Genomic DNA, 16,539 nt, shown 5'->3' with positions numbered 1-16,539 from the left:
ATTGATTTATAGTTTGTCAATGAAAAAAGTTAATTTTGATTTTTCATGAAAATTTGCGATTATTTAATTTCTCATATTTGAGATTTCGTCATTCAATAGATTTTACATTTTGTTAATTTTCTACAGAATTACCATCAAATCCTTCTTCGATAATTTAGTGAAAACCGAGTGATCTGTCACAATCAAATCATTCGCTAATTGAGTTTTGGATTGCTGAAGTTTCATGATCTTTTCTTCGACCGTATTTGGACAAATCAAACGCACAGCAATTACATTTTTCTTCTGTCCGATGCGGTAACAACGGTCTATTGCCTGATTTTCTACTGCGGGATTCCACCATGGGTCGACGAGATACACGTAGTCAGCTTCTGTTAGATTCAAACCTGTTCCGCCGGCTTTCAGACTTATTAAAAATACCCTCACCTCTTCATTTTCCTGAAATTCGTTTACTTTTGCGGCTCTGTTTTTGGTCTGACCTGTCAGATATTCGAATGAAATATTTCTTTGCTCTAATTCTTTTTTAATTAAATCAAGCATAGATACAAACTGTGAAAAAACAAGAATCTTGTGCTGAGAAGATTTGTTTTCAATTTGCTCCATCAGAACGTCAATTTTTGCAGAACTGTCGCCAAATTGTTCTTCATCTTTTAATAAAGCTGGAGAGTTACAAATCTGTCTCAATTTTGTCAATCCTGTCAAAACGTGCATGCTGTTTTTAGCAATTTCATCTTCGTCTTTTGCCGAAATATATTCCCGCAATTCTTTTTCATATGCATCATAAATTCGCCTTTGCTCCTCTCCCAGTTCGCAGTAAATCACCATTTCAGTTTTATCGGGAAGTTCTTTGGCGACCTGTTTTTTTGTTCTTCTTAAGATAAATGGTTTTATTTTTTGCTGCAAATCAATAGCTCTTTTGGTGTATTCAAATTTATCAATCGGGGTCGAATAAATATCTCTGAAATATTCCTTACTTCCCAACAGTCCCGGAATGGCAAAAGAAAGCTGTCCGTAAATATCGAAAGTATTGTTTTCAATGGGTGTTCCGGTTAAGACTACTTTATTTCTCGATGTCAATAATCTCGCAGCTCTATACCGTTCAGAATTTGGATTTTTAATGGCTTGAGATTCATCCAGAAAAATATAATTGAAATTGAATTCTTTTAAAAACCGAATATCGGAAAGCAGCTTTCCATAAGTGGTCAGCACAATTTCGTGACCTGCAAACTGACTTGTGTTTTTAATTCTATTGGCCCCGTAATGCGTCATTATGTTAAGCGAAGGAGCAAATTTTTCTACTTCGGCCTGCCAGTTGAACAGTAAAGAAGTTGGCACCACAACAAGATTGGTGTTTTCAGAACGTTTTTTATTTTGTGAAAGAATAAAAGCGATAATCTGCAAAGTCTTTCCCAGTCCCATATCGTCGGCAAGACAACCTCCAAAACTGAAATTATCCAAATGATTCAGCCAGTCGAGCCCCTGTTTCTGGTAGTCGCGCAGCGTGGCATTTATTTCTGCCGGAACTTCACTTTCGGGAATGTTTATATCATCAAAAAACGCTTTGTTGTAAGTATCAATTTCCTCAGTAACTTCTTTGCTTAAAACGTCCTGCTCAAAAAGGTTTTTAATATCAGAAAAATTACTTTTTGGCAACCGCAAAAGTTCGTCATAGATCTCACCTGACTGAAAATAACGGTTCAGTTTTTTCATCCATTCTTCGGGTAGAATTCCGTGGGTACCGTCGTCCAACTGTACAAATTTATTTTTATTCCTTATTGATTTATGGAGCTGTTTCAGAGTTGCTTTTTGAGTCCCGAATTTCACATTGACTTCGGCATTAAACCAATTGATTCCACTCACCACGTTGATAGAAACTACTGCTTTGTTGGCATTGAGTTTATTCTTTTTTAAATCATTAAAACCTAAAATAACTATGCCTTCATTTCTCCATTTTTCAAAAGCTTCCAAAAACCATTCTTCGTCTAGAAATTTGTTTTTGTGAAGATAAAAATACTCGTATTCTTCAATCTGTTCAGCAAATTCGGGATGCTGCTGCATGATGGTCGCTGTCAGCTTTATTTCTTCTTTTTCATCTCTTTCCACTTTAAAAACATTGCCGTTTTGGTCGTTGTCAAAAATCTGTTTTCTTGTAAAAACAGGAATTTCTACCGGACCATATTTCATGACTGGAGTGATCGAAATATAATCTTTTTTGTCTGCTAGATAAATGATTTTTTCAACCTTTTCGTCAAATGATTTTTCTGCCAGTTGCTTTTTGGTAGCTGGTTGTATGTAGGCATAATTGATTTTAATCTGTTTTTCTAAATTGGCAAGAATAGTTTTTTTAAATTCCTCAAATTTAGATGAATGAACCAACAAAATCTCCCGGTTCGATTTAAAAAATTCTAGGACACGGAGCATGTCCAAATTGGTCATCAGATGCAGCGTTTTGTCGTGGGAAAGGAAATAATTAAACTGGATTTTTAGATTTTTAAACGGCTGCAAAACATCGCTTAGCCACAGTCCGCCAGTAATTTCAAAGAAGGGTTCTTTTTTGAAAACTGACAGCTCAATATCTGCATTCAATAATTGTAAATCAAAAGAAACGATAGATTTTGCCGAAATATTCTCTGAAATGTCTTTGTCGTGATAAAATGTCTGCAGATTTAGCGGATTTTTTACCACGACCTTTAGCGCTTCGACATCAGCCTCGTTTTTTTCTTCATGTTCATTATTCTGAAATTTAGCAACTGCTGTAAAGAATTTTGCTTCATCGATAGTTTCTGCATTCCAGATTAAACTAGAAGGATGGACCGCTGTAATTGGGTTTTTAATTTTTCCCGACTTTGTGGTTTCTCCTTCAAACAGTTCAATGCTGAACCGCTGATCATATCTATGTTTTTTAATAACCAAAAACATTTTTTTTGACTGACTTTGAGTATTGACTATATGAAATTCTCCTGTATTTTTAGGCAATAATTTTTGTTTTAGCTCATCAGAATCGGGCTTTATCAGTTCTTTAATTGTGGGTTCGATGCGTAAGGAAGTGTTGACATGTTCTAATTGAAAATAATCGTCGAGATAGGGCTCATTTTCCAATCCATAATCTTTTGCAAAGCCTAGTAATTTTTTTTGTCTGAGTTTTTCATCAAAGAAAATTCGCAAATCCTGACGCTCGATGATGGTGTATAAAACCTGAGCCTGATGGCTACACATTCTGGTCTTCGGAACATCGCAAGGACAGTCTACAATGAGAGAACTTCCTATAAAATTGATTGCAACACTTGGAAAATCAATGTTGGAAGAAGGTTTTATAAATACTCCGGCATTGATCTCAATACAATATGGCTGAATATCCTTTAAGTTTTCCCTCTCAATATGCATTATTTCTGAGCAATGCTTTTGAAGATCAAAAATAGAAAAAACCGAAAGGTCTATATTTTCAAAGATGTATTGATTTCTAAGTTCCTGCATTTTGCTGATGAGACGTGGGTAGTACGATGAATTTAGTTTTTTATGTGATGTTTATTGATGTTCTTAAATCGAAAAAATCATCGTCAAAGTTTTAATTTGGGCTAAATTAATAAAAAAAGACGAAGTTTTCGTTGTGCATTGTGTGCTTAAAATATTTTGTTTCGGGACTGCTATGTAATAGATCAAGTACATTACCTAACTATTAATAAGGGAAAGTTCGTCACTGAAGGAGTGTTTTCCGCAAGAGATATACCGTGATTTCCTCCTTTTTATAATTCAGCAACCCATTTCATTTTGGATACTCTTTTCCTTGCTATGGATACTTCAATTGACAACGTGTACCTCATCTTTGCTCTACAAAAAAATAATATAATGAGTAATATTTCAGGAAAGGTGATCATCATCACCGGAGCGAGCAGCGGAATAGGTTTCGCAACAGCAAAATTATTAGCAAAAGAAGGAGCAGTTTTGAGCCTTGCCGCAAGAAGAAAAGAAAAACTGGATGATTTGGTTGCAGAAATCACGGCCGAAGGAGGGAAAGCTCTGGCTTTCGCCACTGATGTCAGCAAACGTGCAGATGTAGAAGCATTGGTGAACCATACTTTGAAAAATTTCGGAAAAATCGATGTCTTATTCAACAATGCGGGAGTGATGCCGGTTTCAATGCTTGAAAGTCTACTTTATGAAGAATGGGAACAGATGATTGATGTGAATATCAAAGGTGTTCTGTATGGAATCGGCGCGGTTTTGCCTCACTTTATACAACAGAAAAGTGGTCACTTTATCAATGTATCTTCAGTCGCAGGTCATATAGTGGCACCTTCAAGTGCGGTTTATTCCGGGACAAAATTTGCCGTAAGAGCCATCAGTGAAGGTCTGAGACAGGAAGTGAAACCTTACAACATCAGAACCAGCATTATTTCGCCGGGCGTGACAGAATCTGAACTGACACATACGATTACCGACGAAAAAGTAAAACCATTCATCGGTCAGCTGGCGGGCATGGCGATTTCTGCAGAAAGTATTGCCAGAGCAGTTTCATATGTGATCAGTCAACCTGAAGACGTAGACATCAGCGAAATGATTATCCGCCCGACTGCTCAGCCAATGTAGTCGGTTTAGAATAAAGTTATTGCTATATTTGTATTGAAATCTTATGAAAAAAAACACGCATATTCCGTACGTCTTTCATACCATCACTGAGATGAACAAAGCGCTGGGAATGCCTGAGCCTAAACATCCGCTGATTTCTCTGAATGATTACAAGGATATTTCCGGTGATGTCTCGGATATTGCCAAAGGAATGGTAATGGATTTTTACAAGATTTCGTACAAAAAAGCACTCAGTGGAAAAATCAGATACGGACAGCATCATTATGATTTTCAGAATGGCGGACTTTCTTTTATGGCGCCGCATCAATTGATTGCAGAGGACGAAAGCAACGGAAACTGTGAAGGACAGACGCTCCTGATTCATCCCGATTTTCTCAGGGGCTATGCGCTGGCAAAAAATATCAAAAATTATGGTTTCTTTTCTTACGGAGCCAATGAAGCTTTGCAATTGACTGAATCTGAACAGCAGACCATTTTCAGCCTGTTCGGAAATATTGAAGATGAACTCAGTCAGCGTCTCGACCATTTCAGTCAGGATGTGATGATCAGCCAGATTGAATTACTATTAAATTACAGCAACCGTTTCTACAACCGTCAGTTTCTGTTTCAAAAAGTGAAGAACAATGATTTGCTTAGTCAGATGGATGTTTTACTGGATCATCATTTTAACAGCGATAATGGGTTACAGAATGGTCTTCCTACGGTTCAGTTTTTAGCCAATCAGTTGAATGTTACTCCGAATTATCTAAGTGATATTTTACGTGAATTGACGGGTTTAAATGCTCAACAGCACATTCATCAGAAGCTGATTGATAAAGCGAAAGAGATTTTATCGACCACCAATTTATCTGTTAGTCAGATTGCTTATCAGTTAGGTTTTGAATATCCGCAGTCTTTCAATAAACTATTTAAAAATAAAACTGAAGTGACGCCATTGGAATTTAGGAATTCTTTTAACTGATATCAGAGCTGAACTAATTTAATTGGATACCAAGCTTTGAATTTTGCAAATGCTAAACAAAATTCAGTGACTGGAACTAGAATTCTGAAACAATAAGCCATCTACAAAAGATGGCTTACTTTTATTTTTTAAGGCTTACTTGAACAAAAGCTTTTTAAACGCTTCTGAAGCCAAAAGAACCTGTACCGACCAATCATCTGCGGCATCGCTCCCCGCATCATCGGAAATGTATTTTAAACATAAAAAAGGAATATTTTCCTGCATGGCAATGAGAGCCAACGGATACGCTTCCATGTCGATGACGTTATATTCGGTGTTGATGTGATTCATCTCAAAACTGTCGCCGCTGCCGCAAGTTCCTTCTTCCACCCCGTCCATTTTTAAACCGTTTTCCAGAACGATCGGGATATTGGATAACGGTGTTTCAAACTTTTTAAATCCTAAACCCTGCGCATCCATATCACGCTGGATAAATTGTGTGCAGCAGATGATCTCACCTTTATGAAAACCTACTCCACCTGCCGAGCCCAGATTCACGATTAACTTAGGTTTTTTTCTAATGATTTCTTTAGTCAGTTCAATGGCTGCACTTACTTTTCCGATTCCGGTGATGAGTTTCTGCGTGTGATCAAAAGCTTTTCCGGCTTCAGAATCTAAAGCAAAGACGAAAAGGGTGTCTTCAACCGCAAACGTAGTTTGATTGTTTATTTTTATCATTTTAAATATGAAAATAGCGTAGATTAAATACTGCAACCGTCTGCATCGCAAGACAAATCATTACTCGAAGCACCTTTAAATGGCTTCACCGTTTCGTTATACGTTTGCGTTAAAGCTTCCTCAAAAAGTTCCGTCGGCTGCGCTCCTGAGACCGCATATTTTCCATTTAAAATAAAGAAAGGAACTCCGGTAATACCGTTATTACGACCTTCTGTGATATCTTGATTCACTTCATTATTAAATTCGTCTGAACTAAGCGTTTGCATTGCTTCGTTTTTACTGATGCCAAGTTTTTCCGCTAATTTTGATAAAACTTCAACACTTCCTACATTTTCACCTTTCAAAAAATGAGCTTTGAACAATTCTTCTTCCATCTCTGAAGATTTACCGTTCTTTTTAGCTAAATGCAGAATTTTATGCGCAGGAAAGGTGTTGGTAATTAATGCTTTTTCAAAATTAAAATCAATACCCGAAGCTTTACCCATTTGTACAACCTGAGCCGTCATTTGCTTTGCCTGCTCCTCAGGAAAACCTTTCTTTTCTCTGAAATATTCTGCTGTAGTCTTTGTTTCTGCAAGTTCTAAAGTAGGATCCAGCTGAAAACTCTTCCACTCTACTTCTATTTCTTCTTTAAATGGCAGTTTTTCTAATGCCTGCTCAAAGTTTTTCTTTCCGATATAACAAAAAGGACACATGACGTCTGACCAGATTTCTATTTTCATGAATTTTATTTTAAGGTTAAATATATTAATTTGAAATTATTTTTTTACAGAAGAGAATATGTGCTGACAAAGCCAGCAGTCCCATTACAACACCAACCATACAAACTCCTTCCCACTGAGCATATTGCCAAGCTAAAGAAGCCAGCCAAGTACCTAATGAGCCACCGATGAAATAAGAAACCATATAAACGGTATTCAAACGGTTAACTGCAGTGGTTTTCAATAAGAAATAATTAGTCTGATTCATAATATGACTCGACTGTACGCCTAAATCAATCAGGATAACGCCAACAATTAGTCCCCAATATGTATTTCCTGCAAAATAGGTAAATCCCCAACTTCCGATTAAAATCAACAGAGCATACCGGATAATTCTGTTTAAAGAAATCTTATTTTGCAACTTTCCTACCCTGGCGGCAGCTAATGCGCCAACCGCTCCAGCCAGACCGAAACTTCCCACCACAGAAGCACCTACCTCAAACGGAGGTCTCTCCATATGAAAAACCAGGGTTGTGAATAGCGCACACATCGACCCAAAAGCCATCGCACCTCGGAATGAAGCCAGCTGTAAAACAGGTTGAGTTTTTGCTAATTGGGCTACAGATCTCATCAGTTCGATATACGTTCCTTTAAAATTAGGCTGTAAAACAGGAAGCATTTTGTAAACAAATATCCAAATTACAAGCATCAATCCTGCTGCGATTGCGTACATTGTGCGCCATCCCCAAAGTTCACCGACAATTCCGCCGACGAATCTGGAGAGCAAAATCCCTAGTAGCAAACCTGAGACAACCAATCCAATATTTTCCGATTTTTCTTCTTCTGAGGACAATTCAGCGGCAATGGGAACAAACAATTGTGGGATTACGGATGTAATTCCTATCAACAAACTTGCTACATACAACATCCAGACATCTGTGGCAAAAGTCATCCACAATAATGCTGCAAAAACCAAAAGCAAGTCAATTAGGATTAGTTTTTTACGATAAAATTTATCTCCCAAAGGGACGATGAGCAATAATCCGAAAGCATAACCTAACTGGGTAAGAACAGAAATTTTTCCCGCTGCGGTTTCAGAAATATCAAAATCTTTAGAAATTAATCCAAGCAAAGGCTGATTATAATAATTATTGGCAACAACAAGTCCGGAAATAACGGCCATAAGCCAAACCACGGTTTTTGAAATACGTGAAGAAGATGAATCGAGCATTAAAGTTTCTATTTGAAAATATCTTTAGTGAAAAACTTAGTAAAGGTAGGCATTGTGTACTTATTTTTCTGAGCTGATCATCGAAAAAGATAAAATCTATGAGTCTCTATATGTTGATTAAAATCTTATATTTGGATCAAATTATTTCGAAATTCAACTACAAATGATCACAAGTAAAACTGTTATTTCTTTCCTTTTATTTCTTTGTATACATACGTTTGCTCAACATCAGAAAAGCTGGTCTGCAAAAATCGACAGTTTAATTCAAACTAAAAATCACAGTACGTTCAACGGGGTTATTTTGATTACTAAAAATGGAAAAACAAAATATTCAAAGGCTTCCGGATCGAGAAATCTTAAAGCGAAAATTCCTTTGGAAATAAATGATCAATTTGAAATCATGTCAAATTCAAAGCAAATTACTTCTGTTTTGCTTTTAAAAGAGGTTGAAAAAGGAAAAGTCGATTTAGATAAACCCATCAAAAAATATTTATCATATCTTAAGCAATCTTGGGCAGATTCTGTTACCGTTCATCAGCTTTTAAACCATACCCACGGAATCTCAGACATTGAGAAACCATTGCTATTCAAAGCGGGAACCGATTTCAAATATGGGAATTTATCAAATATTCTTTTAGGGAAAATTATCGAAAAAAGTTCAGGTAAAGCTTACAGAGATGTTGCAAATGAATTATTTGATAATCTTAAAATGAAAAACACGTTTTGCTTTTCAAAAGGCGACCAAAGAAATCTGGTAAGTGGACATATGATCAGTCAAAAAGATTATAAAGTTATTGACAGTTCTTTCATAAATGAAGAAAATTTACCTGCCGACGGAATAATAACCACAGCAAAAGATCTTTCAATATGGAATAACAATCTTCATAAAGGTAAAATTTTAAGCGAGAAAATGTACAGAAAGATGACTACAGAATCTGTACAATCTCAACATAGCGTTTTTGGAAAAGATAAAATGGGTTACGGTTACAATATCAGAATTGCAGAAAATCATGGTGTAAAATATTTAGGTCATACAGGATTGGGCGATGGTTTTGCTTCATTAAATATTTATATTCCGGAATCTGATATCAGTCTGATTATTCTGGAAAATCAAATGAATGAAAACAGTGAAAATTTTTATTATTTTGAAACACTGATTAAAGATATTATTCTTAAGAGTGAACTGGTAAAGCCTTTTAATTAAACGACTTCCGAAAATCCAAAGGCGAAATATCCGTTTTGGCTTTAAACAGCTTACTGAAAGACTGAGAATGTTCAAACCCCAATTCATAAGCAATTTCACTTACAGAGAGTTCGGTTGTGGAGAGTTTTTCTTTGGCTTTTTCAATCAGTTTTTCATGTATAATCTGTTGTGTGGTTTGTCCCGTTAAAGTTTTTAAAAGACTTCTCATATACTGCGGTGACATATTCAATTCGTCTGAAAGAAACTGAACACTCGGCAATCCTTTTTCTTTAGAATCATCTCTCTCAAAATAATTATTAAGCAGCATTGATAATTTTTCTAAGAATTGATGATGTGCTTTTTGCCTTGTTAAAAATTGTCTTTGATAGAATCTTTCTGAATAATTCAAAAGTGTTTCCAGCTGAGAGATAATAATATTCTGACTGAATTTATCAATACTCGTCTGGTATTCCTGCTTAATGTTTTCGGTGATTTGCTGGATTTTAATTTCCTCATCTTCGGATAAAAATAAAGCTTCATTGACCGAATAATCGAAGAATTCATACTTTTTGATGGCAGTTGCCAATGGCGTATTCCAGAGAAAATCAGGGTGAATCATCATCATCCATCCGGATGGATTTTTGTCGTGCTCTTCTCTGATAACGCTTAGAATCTGATGCGGTGCCATACAAAACATTACACCTTCATCGAAATCATAATCTTGCTGACCGTATCTGTATTTATGATTCATATCCCGTTTGACAGAAATCATATAAAAATCAAATATCAAACTCTGCTTTCCGCTTTCCAAAGCGGGTGCCATATCTTCAAAATTAATTACACTGATGAGCGGATGTTTTGGCTTCGGCAAACCACGTAAAGTATGGAATTGGGATATGGTCTTTATTCTTATTGGCGCGTCAGACATAGGTTTAATATTTAATCAAATTTAATGAATGTTTGTCTTAGATTATTGTTGCTCAGCTAAATAAATGTTTTCAAGATCTTCCAATAAAGTTGGATGTTGTGGTTCCCAACTTAAAACTGTTTTGGTTTCTTCATTTGAAGTCAGATTATTAAGCTTTGCAAAATGCGCAAACCACCCAAAATGTTCTCTCGCTTCATCATTGGATAGAGAAACAACCGGAACCTGCAATCTTTGAGCGATAAACGTTGCAATATCTTTAAACGGAATGCCCTGTTCAGCAACTGCGTGATACCTTTTTCCGCTTTCAAAAGGATTTTCCAAAGCTAATCGGTATAATTTTGCAGCATCTAATTTATGAACTGCGGGCCAGAAATTGTTGCCATCATTAATTACAGCAGATTTGCCTTTTTCTCTTGCAATCCTAATCAATGTGGGGATAAAACCAATGATATCACCTTTCCCGTGAACGGATGGCGACAATCTAATCACCGCAACTTTTACACCTTTAGCTGCAACAGCATCGGCTGCATTTTCTGTAGCAATTCTGGGATGAGGATTTACTGAGCAGTCTGTTTCTACGGTAAGTCCGTCTTTTGAGAAAAGTGCCGTTCCTGAAGTGATGAGAAATGGTTTGTCGGTTCCTGCCAAAGCTTCACCAATTGTTTCAATGACTTTGCCATCAAGTTTGCACATTTCCTCGAATCTTGTAAAATCGTGGACGAAACCTAAGTGAATCACTGCGTCTGAACCTTCAGCTCCTGATTTCAGACTTTCAAAATCATTTAAATCTCCTCGGTGTGCTTTTGCGCCGGCTGAAATCAGTTTGTTTGCTGATTCTTCCGAACGAGCCAATCCTAAAACCTGATGACCATTGGCTAATAATTCCTGTACTACGGCTGTTCCCACAAAACCTGTAGCGCCTGTAACAAATACTTTCATTTTGATATATTTTAATGAAGCAAAGTTGAGGTTTCGCTGTTGTACTCTTGTAGCCGAAAAGTATTTTCCTGTAGCCGAAAAAATTTAATTAAAAGATTTCCGAAACTCTAAAGGCGAAATATCCGTTTTAGCTTTAAATAACTTACTGAAAGACTGAGAATGCTCAAAGCCCAGTTCGTATGCAATTTCACTCACGGAAAGTTCGGTTGTTGAAAGTTTTTCTTTGGCTTTTTCAATCATAGCATTTTGAATATATTGCTGTGTATTGAGTCCCGTCAATGATTTCATTAAATCACTTAAATAACGTTGGGACAATTGCAACTCCGCACAGATGTTTTGCACGGATGGCAGACCATTCTTGAGTCCGCTGCGATCATTGAAATAATTTTTCAGTAATTGGTCTAACCGATTGACGATATTGTTGTTCAAAGCTTTTCTTGTAATGAACTGCCGATTGTAAAACCTGTTGCTGTAATTTAACAATAATTCAATTTGTGTGACCAAAACGTTCTGGCTGAAATGATCAATACTATTCGTTAACTCCGCAGCAATTGAGTTAAATAAACTGGTGATAATGTCTTTCTCCTTTGCCGATAAAAACAATGCTTCGGAAACATTGTACGAGAAAAAGCCGAACTGGTCTATCTGTTTTCCTAAAGGATAATTCAGAATGAAATCCGGATGAAAATATAGTGCAAAGCCCACATAACTCTCTTTATCTTCCGGCGTATAGACAATTTGTTTGGGTTTCAGGAAAGCCAATCCACCTTCTTCAAAATCATAATAACCTTGTCCGTACTTCGTTTGTCCTTTAAAATCGGGTTTAAAAGAAATTTTATAAAAATCAATACTTAACTTTTGTCCCTTTTCCAGCATTTCGGCAGAAACATCATTGTAATTGACCAAAGCAATCAGCGGATGCAAAGGCGCCGGCAATCCGAGTTCACGCATCAGTTGTGAGATGCTTGCGATGTGATGGATATCTGTTTTTTGCTGCATTTTATTAGGATTAATAATAATTAATTTTGTTTTGCCGGACGAATGACGATGTCACCGATTTCAACTTCTTTTGGCTGACTGATGGCATAGATGACAGCATCGGCAACAGCTTCCGGGCTTATGGCTAATTGTTCCATATTCTGCTGAATGACAGTTTTCATTGATTCATTTTTTATATGATTTGCAAAGTCAGTTTTCACGACGCCGGGCGAAATTCCCGTAATTCTGATCTTCCCATCCGATTCCTGACGAAAGGCTTCCGAAATAGTACGAACAGCATTTTTTGTACCTGCATAAATCCCCTGTGTCGGAACAATTTTGATTCCTGAGGTAGAAATGATATTCACAATATGACCCGACTGCTGTTGTTTGAAAACAGGAATTGCGGCTGCCATTCCATACAAAACCCCTTTGATGTTGATATTAATCATTTGCTCCCAGCCGTCAACATCCAGTTCATCAATCCGGCTAAGCTGCGCCACTCCTGCATTATTGATGATGACGTCTAATGTTCCGTATTTTTCAACAGCAGCGTTTACAAAGTGAATCAAATCTTCTTTTTTGCTCACATCTATTTTTACAGAGATTGCATCGCCGTTGTTGTTTTTAATGTAATCAACTATGCTTTGCAATTGCTCAATGTTCCGCGCTCCCAAAACAACTTTCACCCCGTTTTCTGGCAATTTTATCGCAATGGCTTTGCCGATTCCTGCACTTGCTCCGGTAACAGCTACTACTTTTCCTTTAAGATTTTGCATAATGTTTTGTTTAAATTATTATGCAAAGTTCTGTATTGCCAAAGTGAAAAAAATAACCAAATTGGTCTTTGCTGTAGCAATGTTGGTGAAAATAAATTGTACGTCTTAATTAAATGACTTTCTGAATTCCAAAGGCGAAATATCCGTTTTAGCTTTAAACAGTTTACTGAAAGATTGCGAATGTTCAAACCCTAGTTCATAGGCAATTTCACTTATTGAAAGTTCTGTTGTTGACAGTTTTTCTTTGGCTCTTTCAATCAGTTTTTCGTGGATGTGTTGTTGTGTGGTTTGTCCTGTTAATTGCTTTAATAAACTCCCCAAATAATTAGCTGAGATGTTCAATTGTTCAGCGACATAATTGGCGGTCGGCAAACCTTTATCCATCACATTTTCGTTAAAATAATCTTTAAGGATGATTTCTAATTTATCTAAAATCTGATGATTGGTCTTTTTTCGGGTAATGAATTGTCTTTGATAAAATCTTTCGCAATAATTTAAAATGACTTCAATCTGCGAAATAATGATATTCTGAGTAAACTGGTCAATTCCCGATTGGTATTCTTTTTCGATTCCTTTGAAAAGTCCGATTAACGTCTCTTCTTCTTTTTCAGAAAGAAATAAAGCCTCGTTCACATCATATCCGAAAAATTTATAATTATTTATGGTTTTTGCTAAAGGTGTATTCCAGATAAAGTCAGGATGAAAAGCCAAAAGATATCCCGAAGGTTTTGTTTCATATTTGCTGATAACCATTTTGACTAACTGTCTTGGCGCAATAAAACACATCAGACCTTCATCAAAATCATACTGACCCTGACCGTAATGAAGTTTCCCCTGAATATCTCTTTTAAAACCCATAAAATACAAATCCTGAACCCAGCTAATTTCGGATTCTTCGATTTGATATTCCACCAAACTGTAATCTACCAGACTGATGAGCGGATGCTGAGGTTTGGGCAATCCTGAAATTCTGTGAAATTCAGAAATGGTATCGATGGTGTATAATTTTCTGTTATGCATAACTTAAAAATTAAAAGGCAACAGCAAGAAACTGTTGCCTTTACAAATTTAATAATCTGTAGATGTACTTAGCGTTTTAAACTCAGAAATTTCACTTTGAAGCGCATTTAATTTATTTCCGGCAATTCCGAATGCATCAGAACCTAAAACCAAATGTACAGGCGGATTTTCCAGTGCTACCAATTCCATCAACGCCACAGCTGCTTTTTCAGGGTCTCCCGGCTGATTTCCGTTGATGTCTTTTTCGTGTGCGGTCTGAAGTTGTCTTGCTACGGTGTATTCTTCAATTTCCGTTTTTGGCGTTCTGAGTGAGCCACCTGTTAAGAAATCAGTTCTGAAATACCCAGGATAAACCACAGTTGCATTCACTCCGAATTCTTTAACTTCAGCGGCCAAAGCTTCTGTAAATCCTACCACTGCAAACTTAGTGGCACAATAGATTCCCCAACCTGCAAATTCTCCTGTTAATCCGCCAATTGATGCGATGTTGATAATGAATCCACTTTTCTGTTCTCTCAAATAAGGCATTGTCTTTCTGACGATATTCAGAGAACCGAAGACGTTGGTGTCAAAATTCTGACGGCTTTCCAAATCCGAAATTTCTTCCAGAGTTCCCAACTGTCCGTAACCGGCATTATTCACTACAACATCCAGCTTCCCGAATTTCTCTATCGATTTTGAAACTGCTGATTCAACAGAGTTTTCGTTAATCAAATCAACTTCAAGCGGAAGAAATGATACATTTTCTTCACTCACTGCTTTCTGTAGTTCAGTAATATTTCTGGAAGTCGCTGCTACAGAATGACCTTCTGCCAATAATCTTTTGACCAAAGTTAATCCTAATCCTTTTGAAGCTCCTGTCACGAACCATACTTTTTGTGTGTCCATTTTTGATTGTTTTTAATTGATTAATTTTTACAGTACAAAGTTGGTCAGAATCTAAAAGACAATTGTGGCTAAATCAAAGATTGTTGTAGCTAAATCAAAGGTGACCTCTTCAATCAATTTCAAATGGTTGTGATTAAAATTATTATTTTTGATGATTATTTACTTTTGCAATACAATTAAATTTAATAATCATAGTTTTCGCCTCAACTTGTTATATGCCCAAGATGACAAGATTGACGATGTAAAGTACAACTGCAATTCACTTATTTAAAACAATGATAATTTAGTAAAACATTAACTGTGTTTTATCAAAACATTGTGATTTATTTTATTATTTTTAATTTTTTAAAATTAAATAGCAGATGAAAAAAATCACTTCTCTTTTTGCAATACTCACCATTGTAGCTACCCACCAAATCAGTGCGCAGTCTAATCAGTTTTTGTATGAATATAAATTTAGATTAGATTCTCTCAGCCGTGATAAATCTGACATAGAAACGATGGTTTTGGAAACCTCACCCACCGGATCAAAATTTTACAGTCAGGTAAAAGCAGTGTACGACTCTACAATGCAGGCCACCTTTAAAAATGCAAAAATGACACAGAATAATCATTTCGATTTTACTTCGCTTAAACCTGCAAAGGTAGATGACGAAGTTTTAAAAATGTATCCCGGTTATCAGACAAAACTCCGAACAAGAATTTCTTCCACTCCACTTTTGATTGAAAACAATAGAAAAATCGACTGGAAAATTACTTCAGATAAAGACAAAGTTTTAGGGTATAATGTACAGAAAGCAACTGCCAGTCTGAACGGCAGAAAATGGATTGCATGGTTTGCTCCCGAAATTCCGGTGCAGGACGGTCCCTACAATTTCTATGGACTTCCAGGTTTGATCCTGAAAATTGAAGATACAAAAGGAGATCACTCATTTACCTTGGTCGGCAGCAGAAAAGTGAGTGGCGAACAAACGCTGAGCCTAGACAAAAAAGCAAGAGAAATTGCAGTAACTGAAGAAAAATTTAACAAACTATGGCGGGAACACAAGAAAGATCCTGTAAAAGATTACAGACAGAGAGGTTCTTCCAATGGTGGTACTGCAACGGTAACTGCAGTTGTATCTTTTGACGGGAAAACTCTTTCTCAGGAGGAAATGATGAAGGAAATGGAAAAGAGTGCCAAAGAGAAATTTAAAAAAGAAAATAATTATCTGAATCTCAATTTATACCAATAAAATTTACCTAATGAAAAAAATGCTTACCACTGCAGGAGTACTTGTATTCCTTCTACTTTCTCAAAATAAGTTCTCGCAAAAGGAAGCAATGAATGCTCAAGAAAATCTGTTACATCTGTCTGCTGAAAATGCTAAGAGGAATTTCAAAGAAAAAAAATGGTATATAATGGTAAAGTAAATTATCGATCAAAATTCATTTCGTTTGATGATGCAGAAAAAGTGGTGATTGATGAAAAAACGAGTACAAAGAAAATTTTCAACTGCAAAAATTTCAAAGTAATTGAAGTGAAAAGTCTGACTCAACCTGCAACGAAATAAAACGATTATATTATCTACAACTATAAAGAAAACACCGTAATTTTATAAATGATTATTCTTTGTAATGTGAATGATAT

Annotated in this window: 15 protein-coding genes; 5 read left to right on the top strand and 10 right to left on the bottom strand. The window is 36.2% G+C overall.

The genetic code is table 11. The annotated features are described in order from the left end of the window. Positions 1 to 120: 120 nt before the first annotated feature. Positions 121 to 3,471: a DEAD/DEAH box helicase gene (locus AR685_RS01505; RefSeq protein WP_059123509.1), complete on the bottom strand. Its 3,351-nt coding sequence runs from the start codon at positions 3,469 to 3,471 to the stop codon at positions 121 to 123. Between the two features lie 372 nt (positions 3,472 to 3,843). Here AR685_RS01505 and AR685_RS01500 point away from each other — a divergent pair, with 372 nt between their 5' ends. Continuing rightward, entirely contained in the window at positions 3,844 to 4,584 is a 741-nt protein-coding gene (locus AR685_RS01500; RefSeq protein WP_047444094.1) for an SDR family oxidoreductase, read from the top strand. Between the two features lie 43 nt (positions 4,585 to 4,627). Beyond that, complete coding sequence (locus AR685_RS01495) at positions 4,628 to 5,545, top strand: helix-turn-helix domain-containing protein (protein WP_059123508.1); 918 nt, start codon at positions 4,628 to 4,630, stop codon at positions 5,543 to 5,545. 135 nt (positions 5,546 to 5,680) lie between these two features. Here the strand turns inward: AR685_RS01495 and AR685_RS01490 are convergent, their stop codons facing one another. Genes AR685_RS01490 through AR685_RS01480 form a run of 3 tightly spaced genes read right to left on the bottom strand, consistent with a single transcriptional unit; the run spans position 5,681 to position 8,194 of the window. Continuing rightward, positions 5,681 to 6,262 (bottom strand): nucleosidase, encoded by a 582-nt coding sequence (locus AR685_RS01490; protein WP_047444380.1) that lies wholly within the window; start codon positions 6,260 to 6,262, stop codon positions 5,681 to 5,683. 23 nt (positions 6,263 to 6,285) lie between these two features. Continuing rightward, on the bottom strand, positions 6,286 to 6,984 hold the full coding sequence (locus tag AR685_RS01485) for a DsbA family protein (RefSeq protein ID WP_059123507.1): 699 nt from the start codon (positions 6,982 to 6,984) through the stop codon (positions 6,286 to 6,288). Positions 6,985 to 7,009: 25 nt separating this feature from the next. Continuing rightward, positions 7,010 to 8,194, bottom strand: coding sequence for an MFS transporter (locus AR685_RS01480; RefSeq protein WP_059123506.1), 1,185 nt, complete (start codon positions 8,192 to 8,194; stop codon positions 7,010 to 7,012). A gap of 163 nt (positions 8,195 to 8,357) precedes the next feature. Here AR685_RS01480 and AR685_RS01475 point away from each other — a divergent pair, with 163 nt between their 5' ends. Beyond that, entirely contained in the window at positions 8,358 to 9,398 is a 1,041-nt protein-coding gene (locus AR685_RS01475; RefSeq protein WP_059123505.1) for a serine hydrolase domain-containing protein, read from the top strand. Here AR685_RS01475 and AR685_RS01470 read toward each other — a convergent pair. From AR685_RS01470 to AR685_RS01445, 6 genes are all read right to left on the bottom strand, one after another. Continuing rightward, entirely contained in the window at positions 9,391 to 10,305 is a 915-nt protein-coding gene (locus AR685_RS01470; RefSeq protein ID WP_059123504.1) for a helix-turn-helix domain-containing protein, read from the bottom strand. The two genes, AR685_RS01475 and AR685_RS01470, sit on opposite strands and share 8 nt — an antisense overlap. A 42-nt stretch (positions 10,306 to 10,347) precedes the next feature. Beyond that, positions 10,348 to 11,244 carry an SDR family oxidoreductase gene (locus tag AR685_RS01465; protein WP_059123503.1) on the bottom strand — a complete coding sequence of 299 codons (897 nt, stop codon included), beginning with the start codon at positions 11,242 to 11,244 and terminating at the stop codon, positions 10,348 to 10,350. Between the two features lie 84 nt (positions 11,245 to 11,328). Next, positions 11,329 to 12,243: a helix-turn-helix domain-containing protein gene (locus AR685_RS01460; RefSeq protein WP_059123502.1), complete on the bottom strand. Its 915-nt coding sequence runs from the start codon at positions 12,241 to 12,243 to the stop codon at positions 11,329 to 11,331. A 20-nt stretch (positions 12,244 to 12,263) separates the two neighbouring features. Beyond that, complete coding sequence (locus AR685_RS01455) at positions 12,264 to 13,001, bottom strand: SDR family oxidoreductase (protein WP_059123501.1); 738 nt, start codon at positions 12,999 to 13,001, stop codon at positions 12,264 to 12,266. A gap of 105 nt (positions 13,002 to 13,106) precedes the next feature. Then, entirely contained in the window at positions 13,107 to 14,021 is a 915-nt protein-coding gene (locus AR685_RS01450; RefSeq protein WP_047444086.1) for a helix-turn-helix domain-containing protein, read from the bottom strand. Between the two features lie 48 nt (positions 14,022 to 14,069). Beyond that, positions 14,070 to 14,909, bottom strand: coding sequence for an SDR family NAD(P)-dependent oxidoreductase (locus tag AR685_RS01445; RefSeq protein WP_059123500.1), 840 nt, complete (start codon positions 14,907 to 14,909; stop codon positions 14,070 to 14,072). 362 nt (positions 14,910 to 15,271) lie between these two features. On the opposite strand from AR685_RS01445, the gene AR685_RS01440 reads away from it, so the two are divergent. Then, positions 15,272 to 16,144: a GLPGLI family protein gene (locus tag AR685_RS01440; protein WP_059123499.1), complete on the top strand. Its 873-nt coding sequence runs from the start codon at positions 15,272 to 15,274 to the stop codon at positions 16,142 to 16,144. A 156-nt stretch (positions 16,145 to 16,300) separates the two neighbouring features. Then, entirely contained in the window at positions 16,301 to 16,462 is a 162-nt protein-coding gene (locus tag AR685_RS18040) for a hypothetical protein (RefSeq protein ID WP_165592790.1), read from the top strand. The last annotated feature ends 77 nt before the right edge of the window (positions 16,463 to 16,539 follow it).

Source organism: Chryseobacterium sp. JAH (genome assembly GCF_001507335.1).
GTDB lineage: Bacteria > Bacteroidota > Bacteroidia > Flavobacteriales > Weeksellaceae > Chryseobacterium.
Note: the sequence above shows the minus strand (reverse complement) of the source record. Positions and strands in the feature narration are given on the sequence as shown.